7 protein-coding genes and 1 pseudogene are annotated in these 8,914 nt (G+C 40.6%); all 8 read left to right on the forward strand.

Features of this window, described 5'->3' with window-relative positions:
* A pseudogene (locus PX482_RS04385) lies at positions 1-289 on the forward strand (hypothetical protein); the annotation flags it as partial.
* A 61-nt stretch (positions 290-350) separates the two neighbouring features.
* Positions 351-1,409, forward strand: coding sequence for an NAD-dependent epimerase/dehydratase family protein (locus tag PX482_RS04390; RefSeq protein ID WP_288093615.1), 1,059 nt, complete (start codon positions 351-353; stop codon positions 1,407-1,409).
* A gap of 12 nt (positions 1,410-1,421) precedes the next feature.
* A complete protein-coding gene (locus PX482_RS04395; protein WP_288093614.1) occupies positions 1,422-2,246 on the forward strand; it encodes a transketolase in 825 nt (274 codons plus the stop codon).
* Positions 2,243-3,154: a transketolase family protein gene (locus PX482_RS04400; protein ID WP_288093613.1), complete on the forward strand. Its 912-nt coding sequence runs from the start codon at positions 2,243-2,245 to the stop codon at positions 3,152-3,154. Before PX482_RS04395 ends, PX482_RS04400 begins: the two co-directional genes overlap by 4 nt.
* 4 nt (positions 3,155-3,158) lie before the next feature.
* Positions 3,159-3,536, forward strand: coding sequence for a GtrA family protein (locus tag PX482_RS04405; protein WP_150978161.1), 378 nt, complete (start codon positions 3,159-3,161; stop codon positions 3,534-3,536).
* Positions 3,536-4,468 carry a glycosyltransferase family 2 protein gene (locus PX482_RS04410; RefSeq protein ID WP_288093619.1) on the forward strand — a complete coding sequence of 311 codons (933 nt, stop codon included), beginning with the start codon at positions 3,536-3,538 and terminating at the stop codon, positions 4,466-4,468. Before PX482_RS04405 ends, PX482_RS04410 begins: the two co-directional genes overlap by 1 nt.
* Before the next feature lie 351 nt (positions 4,469-4,819).
* Positions 4,820-5,089: a YciI family protein gene (locus tag PX482_RS04415; protein WP_002762776.1), complete on the forward strand. Its 270-nt coding sequence runs from the start codon at positions 4,820-4,822 to the stop codon at positions 5,087-5,089.
* 173 nt (positions 5,090-5,262) lie between these two features.
* Entirely contained in the window at positions 5,263-8,793 is a 3,531-nt protein-coding gene (gene smc / locus PX482_RS04420; protein WP_288122115.1) for a chromosome segregation protein SMC, read from the forward strand.
* Positions 8,794-8,914 lie beyond the last annotated feature (121 nt).

The raw sequence follows: 8,914 nt of genomic DNA on the forward strand, positions 1-8,914 counted from the left end.
AGAATTAGAAATTTATCGATTGAATCAAGGAAGATATGAACAACAAAAACCTAATGAAAACAATCGTTATTGGATAGCAGAGATTAACTTATTTTTGGGAGTCTGGCAGGGAAAAAAAGCGGAAGTAACAGCCTATTGGTTGCGCTGGTGGGATAAGTCGGGCAATCTGTTATTATGGGGGAGTGAACGAGTCGCACAAACTGAATATCAACTCGAACAGGAGCGAATGTTACGGCACAAATTAGCTGAAAAATTAAGAGAAATAGGCGTTGAACCAGAAACCTTGTAGGAGACTTGTCAAATGCTGATAAAATCATGGAAGGAATCTTGGTAATGATTCGGGGCTGAAGATGCAACCTAACCTAACAAATGACTTAAATCACATTCTTGCCCATACTAAAACCCTGTGGGAGGAATTGCGGGGACAACGGATATTTATTACCGGAGGTACAGGCTTTTTTGGCTGTTGGCTTCTGGAAAGTTTTATTTGGGCTAATGATCAGCTAGACTTAAAAGCATCGGCAGTGGTTTTAACCAGAAATCCTGATAGTTTCAGGCAAAAAGCTCCTCATTTAGCCAATCATCCCGCTATTCAATTCCATAGCGGTGATGTTAGGTCATTTCAGTTTCCTAAAGGGGAGTTTTCTTATATTATTCATGCGGCAACGGATGCAAGTTCTCTAGTACATCAAGAGGATCGTCTTTTTGTGCTAGATACTACAGTACAAGGGACTCGGCGAGTGCTAGATTTTGCTAAAAATTGTGGCACAAAAAAATTATTACTAACTAGCTCAGGAGCAATTTATGGTCAACAACCCTCAGATATAAGTCATATTCCAGAAAGTTATCAAGGGGCGCCGGATGTGAGTTCTCCTAACTCCGTTTATGGAGAGGGAAAACGACTCGCAGAACTCTTGAGTGTCTTGTATGCTCAGGAGTATAATATAGAGGTAAAAATCGCCAGGTGTTTTGCCTTTGTCGGTCCCTATTTACCTTTAGATGGATCTTTTGCCATTGGCAACTTTATCAAGGACAGTTTAGAGGGAAAAACGATTCATATTAAAGGAGATGGAACCCCCTATCGTTCCTATTTATATGCTTCGGATTTGATGATTTGGTTATGGACTATATTATTTAAGGGTGAGTCTTGTCGTCCTTATAATGTGGGTTCAAATGTGGAAATCAACATCAAAGATACCGCCTTAGCAGTGGCGGAAATTGCTGGACACCCTAATTCTATCACTGTTGCTCAAGAACCAGTTGTAGGTCAACGGATTGCCAGATATGTACCCGCTACTGACAGAGCATTAAAAGAATTAGGACTCAAGGCAACCGTTGATTTATCTACAGGGATTAAAAAAACCCTTGCATGGTATCAACAAAGACTAACACAAACTGATAATCATTGAGGAGTTTAACTCATGAAATTTGCGGCGAATCAACTCCGTCAAACTGTTCTGAGGATGGCCTTTGCTGGTTCGACCGTGCATATTGGCTGTGCCTTTTCTATTATCGAGATTCTCGCAGTTCTCTATCGTTCTTACCTAAATCTAGGGAATGGTCAACCGGAGTCCCCCGGCAGAGATTATTTAATTCTCAGTAAAGGTCATGGAGTAATGGCTCAATATGCTTGTATGTATGAGTTAGGCTGGCTAACGGATAAGGATATTGATAATTACTTTGGGGATGGTACAATTCTTAAAGGGTTATCTGATGCTCATGTGCCTGGTTTAGAAGTAAGTTCAGGGTCTTTAGGGCATGGTTTATCTGTGGGTGTTGGCATAGCGTTAGCTAGTAAAATTAAAGGAACCGGACAGCGTTGTTTTGCCCTTGTGGGGGATGGAGAAATTAATGAGGGGTCGATTTGGGAAGCCCTACTTTTTGCCTCTCATTTTCAACTATCTAACTTGTTAGTCATTGTAGATGCTAATGGTTATCAAGCGATGGGTACTACTCAAGAAGTGATGAATTTAGGTCAAATTGCTGATAAGTTCCAGGCTTTTGGTTTTGACTGTCGAGAAGTAGATGGTCATGATGAAAAGGCATTATATCAGGTCTTTCAAGAATTATTAGAACTGTCTTCTTCTTGTCCTAAAGCTGTTATCGCTCACACGGTTAAAGGGAAAGGTGTTTCTTTCATGGAAGATAATAATGTTTGGCATTATAGCCGCTTAAATCGAGAAATTTATGCCCAAGCTAAAGCCGAATTAGAACCTCAAGTTTACAAGGATAAATTAAGTTTATGAGAAACGCTTTTTCAGATGCTTTAGTCAAATTTGCTTTAGGGGATGAGCGAGTTCTATTATTAACTGGGGATCATGGTTATGCTTTATTCGATGATTTTCGTCAGGCTTGTCCTAAACAATATATCAATGCGGGGGTAGCAGAACAAAATATGGTAGGGGTGGCGGCAGGACTCGCTAAATCGGGGTTTTTTCCAGTAGTTTATGGTTTAAGTTCTTTTCTGCCGATAAGAGTTCTAGAACAAATTAAGTTAGATGTTTGTTATGAACAATTAAAGGTTTTGTTGATTGGAGATGGTGCTGGAGTGGTCTATAGTAGTCTGGGTTCTAGTCATCAGTCTACCGAAGATATTGCCGCTTTAAGGGCTTTACCTAATATCTCGATTCTCTCCCCGGCAGATGCCTCCGAAATGACTCAATGCCTGAATTGGACTTTTAACAGTGATAGACCAGTTTATTTACGCATGGGTAAGGCAGATTTAGGGGTAATTCATGAGACTTTACCTAACCTTGAGCCGGGTAAACTTTACCCCGTTAAACCAGGCACCGGCAACCTTGGATTTTTGGCGACAGGTTCGATGGTTAAAACGGCTCTAGAAGTAGCCCAAGAATGGGATAATAGTGGGGTGTGGAGTGTTCCTTTTATTAAGCCTCTTGATGTCCAACAAGTGAGAGAAATTTGTCAGCAATATCAAGCTATTGTGGTGATGGAAGAACATTCTATCTATGGGGGGTTGGGTTCTGCTATTTCTGAAATTGCCAGCACCTATCATCCCAGTTGGATTTGTCGCATTGGTATTGAAGATCGATTTTCTCAATTTTGCGGAACTTATCAATATTTGATGCAAGAACATCGGCTAGATGTTGCCTCAGTTAAGGAAAAAGTTAGAAATTTTATGTCACGATTGTAGAAAAATGTATCTAATCAAAAAAAGTAAATTTGTTAGATTTTTGTTAGTGGGGGTAGTTAATACCTTATTTGGTTATTCCGTCTTTGCCTTGCTGTTTCGTCTAGGATTAGATTATCGCTATTCCTTACTTATTGCTACTATTTGCGGGGTATTATTCAACTTTAAAACTATCGGAGCTATCGTTTTTAAAGACCAAAATAATCGACTACTAACTCGCTTTATTGGTGTTTATTTAGTGATTTACTTATTAAATGCTGAATCCTTACGAATTGTTAAGATGCTAGGAATTAATATCTTAGTGGCACAAGCTATCTTAGTATTGCCTCTAGCAATTGTTTCCTATTTTTTAAATAAAACCTTTGTTTTTAGAGGAAGTAGATGATGAAAAAAATTACGATTATGACCCCTTGTTATAATGAAGAAGGAAATATTGAAGACCTTTACCTGCGAGTTAAAGAAGTCTTTAATCAGTTACCTAACTATGAGTATGAACATCTTTTTATCGATAACGCTTCCCAAGATAAAACTGTAGATGAATTAAAAAAAATTGCTCAAAAAGACCCCGGGATAAAAGTCATCGTTAATGCTAGAAATTTCGGTCCCGTTCGTTCTGGTTACTATGGTATTCTTCAGTGTTACGGAGATGCGGTTATTTTTATGGTAGCAGATCTGCAAGATCCTCCCGCATTAATCCTAGAATTTGTCAAGAAGTGGGAGGAAGGCTATAAAGTTGTTAAAGCGGTTAAAACTCCGATGAAAGAAGGAGCTTTTTTCTATTCTGCTAGACAAATTTTTTATTATTTAATGGACAATCTTTCAGATATAAAAGTTACTAGAAACTTTACAGGTTTCGGTTTATACGATCAGAAAGTCATTAATGTTCTACGAGAGATTAACGATCCCTATCCCTATTTTAGGGGACTCATTGAAGAGTTGGGTTTTGAAAGTTTCTCTTTTGAGTATCAACAACAACGGCGAAAACGGGGTATTAGTAGTTACAACTTCTATCGATACTATAGCGAAGCGATGCTGGGTATTACCAGTCACTCCCAAGTTCCCCTCAGACTGGCCACCATGTTAGGCTTTGCTTTGTCCCTCTTGAGTCTGCTAGTGGCGTTAGGTTATTTAATCGCCAAATTGTTGTTCTGGGATTATTTTCCTTTAGGAACCGCACCCGTTACTGTCGGACTATTTTTAATCGCTTCTGTGCAACTATTTTTTATCGGCATTATTGGGGAATACATTGGCTTAATGCACATGAGAATTTTAAAAAGGCCTTTAGTTGTCGAACGAGAACGGATTAACTTTGAGTGAAGACTGTATTTGTTATACTAACTTAATCTTGGAGGACAAATGGTAATGGTTAGGCGTTGGGTTTCATGCTTCAACCCAACCTATGTTCATCTTATATTTAATTCCACCTACCTACTTAAATACAATAGAAAACCTATCTGGATTAGCTAATCTATATATAGCGTTTTTCAGTCTAATGAGGTATAGTAAATCCATCGATAGATAATAGATAGGCGTTTCAGCGTTTCAATCGGGACTCACCGCTATAGTAAAATGTAGATTCTGTGTACCCCCCCACTTTTCTATATCGATTTAGCCTGATTGACGATTCGATCGTAAAATAGCAACAAATCAAGAGAGTACAGGTCAAATATGCCGAAATTTGTTATCTGGGGTAGTTATTGTGAAAACGTGCTGGAAAAACGCGCACCCTATCGTCAAGCGCATCTAGAGGGATTAAATCAACAGAAAGAACGGGGAATTCTCATTACTATCGGACCAACGGCAGATTTAAGCCAAGTTTTCGGAATTTATCAGGCAGCCAGCGAGTCGGAAGTGCGAGAATTAATCGAAGCGGACCCCTACTGGCAAAATGGTATCTGGACAGAGTACCAAGTCAAAGAATGGATTCAAGCTATCTAAGGGGGCTATCAGCTATATTTTTCTATAAGGGTGTTGTCATAAAATTCTCAAACTACGCAACTAATCAAACTCATCTCCGGTCAAGTCTGAAGATATTTTCAAGGATAAACCGGAGTTATCCCTTATAGATTAAAGCTGACAGCTGATAGCTTGCCTAATTTTTGCTTATCGCCATGGTTTACATCAAAAAGGTCGAACTCTCACACTTCAAATCCTTCGGGGGAACGACTCCCATCCCCTTTTTACCGGGGTTTACGGTGGTTTCTGGTCCAAATGGTTCGGGAAAGTCGAATATTCTCGACGCATTGCTATTTTGCTTGGGATTAGCTACTTCCAAGGGAATGCGGGCCGAAAGATTACCGGATTTAGTCAATCACAGCTATAACAGTCAACGTCATAGCACCGAAGCGAGTGTTTCGGTGACTTTTGATGTTAGCGATATTCCCGACGCAACCGATAGGGATTGGACGGTTTCTAGGCGCTTAAAAGTGGCTAAGGGTGGCAGCTATACTTCTACCTACTATATCAATGGGGAAACCTGTACGGTTAGCGAACTTCACGACCAATTAAACCGTTTACGCATCTATCCCGAAGGGTATAACGTGGTGTTACAGGGGGACGTAACCCGAATTATCAGCATGAATGCTAAGGAAAGACGGGAAATTATCGACGAATTGGCAGGAGTAGCCGAATTTGACCGCAAAATTGAGAAAACTAAGGAGAATATCGATTCGGTTAAAGAAAGAGAAGAACGCTGCCAAATTATTGCCACAGAATTGCAAAAATCTCTCGAGAAATTAGCACTCGATCGCATTAAAGCCGAAAAATACCAAAAACTCAAGGCCCAAGTCCAAGAAAAACAACAATGGGAAATTGTCCTGCATTGGCAAAATCTCCAGCAGCGCTGCCAGCAATTAAAAGAACAAATTCAAGCTGGGGAAAAGGAAAAACAGGTTTTAACCGAGACTATCGCCAATTTATCCGAACAAATCGCCCAAAATAGTCAAGAATTAGAGAAACTCAATCAACAGGTCAAAGCTTTCGGGGAAGATGAACACCTGTCCCTGACTTCCCGATTAGCGAGTCAACAGGCCAAACGACAACAACAGCAACAACGACAAAAAGAGTTAGAAAACCTCGAAAAAGAATCTCAGGCACAGAAAAACAGGCTTTTAGAGGAAATTAATCGCTACAATCTCGAATTAAATCAGATTACTGCCCAAAAAAGCCGTTTAGAAACTGAAATTTTACCCAGTCTTTTACTGGCAACCCAAACCGCAAGGGAAACCCTAGAAAACCATCGTCTGCAAGCAAGTAGTCTCGCGGAAGCGTCAGAAGCTTGGGTAAAAGAACAAAGTGACCTTTCCCGCAATATTACCCGTCTTCAGGAACAATTAAACCCCTACCGTAGCCAACGGGCCCAATTGACCGAAAGATGCGATCGATTGCAAACTAATATAGTAGAAGCTGGTCAACGTCTGCAAGAATTAGAGCAAGTTATTAGCACAAAAACGGAAGAAAGTCAAGAAATATTACAAAAAATTAATCAATCGGATCCCGATATCCAAAATTTAGCCCAAAAACTCACCATTGCCGAACAAAATCGCGTCATCAGTCAGGACACCCAAAAACGTCTGCTCAAGGAACAACGGGACAAACAGAGGGAATTAGATAAACTGGAAGCGACCAAGCAAGCGCAACAGGAGGCCCAGGGAACCTATGCTACTCAAATATTATTACAGTCAGATTTGCCCGGAATCTGCGGATTAGTGGCACAATTGGGGGAAGTAGAGGAACGTTATCAAATTGCTCTTGAAATCGCCGCCGGAGGTCGTTTAGGTCATGTAGTCGTCCAAGATGATAGCGTTGCGGCTGCCGGAATTGCCTTGCTAAAACAGCGTCGCATCGGTCGCGCCACTTTTTTACCCCTGAATAAAATTCGTCCTCCCCGTCCCCAGGATATTTCCTCTCTGCGTCATGCGCGGGGTTATCTGGATTTAGCGGTGAATTTAGTTAAGTTTCAATCCCAGTATCGGGAGGTTTTTAACTATATTTTTGGCAGTACCGTGGTTTTCGAGGATATAGATTCTGCCCGTTATTATATCAATCAATATCGCATCGTTACTTTGGATGGCGAGTTATTAGAGATGACTGGCGCTATGACCGGAGGCAGCCAACCGACGCGATCGGGGCTGCGTTTTGGTAAAATTTCTCCGAAGGAGTCTAGTGAAGCGGAATCTCTACGGGAAAGATTAGCAGAAATCGATCGCATTCTTACCCGCAACGAAGAAAAAATTACCCAAGTTAATCATCTTATCAGTCAGTTAACCCAACAGTTAACCGAAACCCGTCAAAGTCATCGGGAAAATCAATTATCTCTACAACAATTAAGCAAGGATTTACAACGTTTAACCACAGAAAAAGAGGATTTAACCCGTCAATTATCGGGACAGCAAGAGGAAATTAGTATTTCTAGTCAACGGTTAGAGGTATTAACTAGAGAAATTCCTCAGTTAGAGTTATCCTTACAGCAAGAACAGGAGAAATTAACTGCTTTAGAGGCCAATCATACCCATAGCAAATGGCAACAGGTGCAGGGAATAATTCGCGCTCAAGAATTAGAGTTACAAACCCAAGAAAATCACCTCGCTACAGTCCGCGAACAGTTAAAAGACCTACAAAATCAACAAATCAGACTAGAGGAAAAAAGTCAAGAGTCTGGGGATAGAATTATTGAGATTGACAGGATAATTACCGATGCAGTTAATCAGAGAAATATCGGTAATCTGGAGATAGAAAAACTTGATCGCCATATTTTAGAAATCAATCAAGCTTTACAGCAATTATCGCAACAACTAGGGGAAACCAAGCAAAAAAGAGATCAATTAGAGACAGTTTTGCGACAACAACAAAACCGGCAACAACAGGCTATCTGGCAATCGGAAAAGTTAGTCAACAATCAAGAGGAAAGACAAGCATTACTAACCACTTTACAGACAGAAATTAGTCAACTAGAAAGCGACTTACCCAATCCCTTGCCCGAAATTCCTGAAAGCGATCGAGATTTCGAGAAAATTCAAAGCGATATTCGGCAGTTACAAAAGAAATTAGCAGCTTTAGAACCTGTCAATATGTTAGCTTTAGAAGAACACCAAAAAACTAAAGAGAGATTAGATGAACTATCAGAAAAACTGCAAACTCTAGAAGGTGAAAGAACCGAACTACTTTTACGGATAGAAAACTTTACCACCCTCAGATTTAATGCTTTTCAGGAAGCATTTACTGCTGTTAACGAAAACTTTAAGAATATATTTGCCACCCTGTCCGATGGTGATGGTTACTTACAACTAGAAGACGAAAATGACCCCTTTAATGGTGGCTTAAATCTGGTGGCACATCCCAAAGGAAAACCAGTACAGCGATTAAGTTCCATGTCTGGGGGTGAAAAATCTTTAACCGCTTTAAGCTTTATTTTTTCCCTACAAAGATATCGTCCTTCTCCCTTTTATGCGTTTGATGAAGTGGATATGTTTTTAGATGGGGCCAATGTGGAGAAATTGGCCAAAATGATTCAAAAACAAGCACAACAAGCGCAATTTATTGTCGTTAGTTTGCGTCGGCCGATGATTGAAGCTTCCGAAAGAACCATCGGTGTCACCCAAGCGCGGGGAACCCATACACAGGTACTAGGAATTAAAGTTTAACCTAAGATGCAAGTGGGAAGTGGGAAGTGGGGTGTGGGGTGTGGGGTGTAGGGTGTGGGGTGTAGGGTGTGGGGTGTGGGGTGTGGGGTGTGGGGTGTAGGGTGTAGGGTGTAGGGTGTGG

The organism is Microcystis sp. M53602_WE12 (assembly GCF_030065455.1).
Lineage (GTDB): Bacteria > Cyanobacteriota > Cyanobacteriia > Cyanobacteriales > Microcystaceae > Microcystis > Microcystis aeruginosa.

What these genes read in the sequence shown, in the direction of transcription:
- smc (WP_288122115.1), top strand. Translation starts at nt 5,263, where the DNA reads ATGGTTTACATCAAAAAGGTCGAACTCTCACACTTCAAATCCTTCGGG.
- PX482_RS04395 (WP_288093614.1), top strand. Translation starts at nt 1,422, where the DNA reads ATGAAATTTGCGGCGAATCAACTCCGTCAAACTGTTCTGAGGATGGCC.
- PX482_RS04415 (WP_002762776.1), top strand. Translation starts at nt 4,820, where the DNA reads ATGCCGAAATTTGTTATCTGGGGTAGTTATTGTGAAAACGTGCTGGAA.
- PX482_RS04400 (WP_288093613.1), top strand. Translation starts at nt 2,243, where the DNA reads ATGAGAAACGCTTTTTCAGATGCTTTAGTCAAATTTGCTTTAGGGGAT.
- PX482_RS04405 (WP_150978161.1), top strand. Translation starts at nt 3,159, where the DNA reads ATGTATCTAATCAAAAAAAGTAAATTTGTTAGATTTTTGTTAGTGGGG.
- PX482_RS04410 (WP_288093619.1), top strand. Translation starts at nt 3,536, where the DNA reads ATGAAAAAAATTACGATTATGACCCCTTGTTATAATGAAGAAGGAAAT.
- PX482_RS04390 (WP_288093615.1), top strand. Translation starts at nt 351, where the DNA reads ATGCAACCTAACCTAACAAATGACTTAAATCACATTCTTGCCCATACT.